This window comes from Vibrio sp. AND4 (assembly GCF_000171815.1).
Lineage (GTDB): Bacteria > Pseudomonadota > Gammaproteobacteria > Enterobacterales > Vibrionaceae > Vibrio.
The window spans coordinates 1-1,233 of the sequence record NZ_ABGR01000122.1 but is presented as its reverse complement, the minus strand read 5'-3'; the positions used below and the strand labels follow the sequence as shown (position 1 = coordinate 1,233).

Here is a 1,233-nt window from a genome sequence, read left to right as displayed (position 1 = left end):
ATTTAGGCGCTAGAGTGAGTGCCCAAAGATCGCCGTCAATGTTGTTAACTGTGTTAGCCCCTGCTTTGAAGTTAGCTTTGTAATCACCTAAGTAATCAACGCCATACTCTAGGCCAATGATATCGGTAAAGTTGTAACCGACGTGCATTCCGGCACCGAAAGCATCGTCGTCACAAGGGCTGTTTAAATAGCAAGCATCATCTAGCGTAGTCATGCCTACTTTGCCCCCGATATACATCTCAGCTTGCGCGGAGTTAATTAAACCACCAGCTACCACTGCTGCGACTGCAATTGCTACTTTTTTCATAGTATTTCCTTGTATTGATTGCATATTAATTTCTACTTTTTTCAACTTTTTGTTGAAAATCAGGTAGTTATAAGAAATTAGTTTAATAGTCATTTAATTTAACATCAAGCAACTTCATCCCGGGAACCGCGACTTTTTGGACGCGAATTTCCCCTCAAACTTCTGATATCTGTATCATTGTAGACAACATTTTCAAACTTGCAGGAAAATATCTGATTATTTTGAACTTTTTCGTAAACATAAGTGTACACTGTGTTTTGTTTTGAACATTGGCGACGAATTTGCATTTTTTTAATTAAAGTGATTGCAACTCTGCATCTAAGTCGATAAGTTACTTCCACGGACACAAATAAATAAGCCCACAGTCCTTGCTACTGCTTACTCTGTGAACTAAGTTGCGGTGGTTAAACTTTAGTCAAATAAGTGGGTCTGAGATAGTAATTAGGAAGTAGAAGTAATGTTTCAAACTGACGATGTAAGAATTAACCAAGTAAAAGAGCTATTGCCGCCTGTTGCAGTGCTTGAGAAATTTCCAGCAACTGAAACCGCTTCCACAACGACTTTTGAATGTCGTAACGCCATTCACAATATTCTTGAAGGCAAAGATGATCGTCTACTAGTGATTGTTGGTCCATGTTCTATCCATGATCCAAAAGCCGCAGTTGAGTACGGTAAAAAGCTAAAAGTACTTCGTGATGAACTTGGCGATCAACTTGAAGTTGTCATGCGTGTATACTTCGAAAAACCGCGTACAACGGTTGGTTGGAAAGGGCTTATTAATGACCCTTACCTAAATGACACTTATAAGCTAAATGATGGTCTTCGTATTGGTCGTAAGTTACTACTAGACCTAACAGATATGGGGCTTCCGACGGCAAGTGAATTCCTAGATATGATTACGCCTCAGTATGTTGCGGATCTCATTA

At 39.4% G+C, this 1,233-nt stretch carries 2 protein-coding genes; one reads left to right on the top strand and one right to left on the bottom strand.

Annotation, left to right across the window (positions count from 1 at the left end):
• A partial coding sequence (locus tag AND4_RS19115) for an outer membrane beta-barrel protein (RefSeq protein WP_144017074.1) occupies positions 1-307 on the bottom strand: 307 nt, incomplete at its 3' end.
• A gap of 457 nt (positions 308-764) precedes the next feature.
• On the opposite strand from AND4_RS19115, the gene AND4_RS19110 reads away from it, so the two are divergent.
• Positions 765-1,233: 3-deoxy-7-phosphoheptulonate synthase (locus AND4_RS19110; RefSeq protein WP_009844634.1), on the top strand; the 469-nt coding region annotated here is incomplete at its 3' end.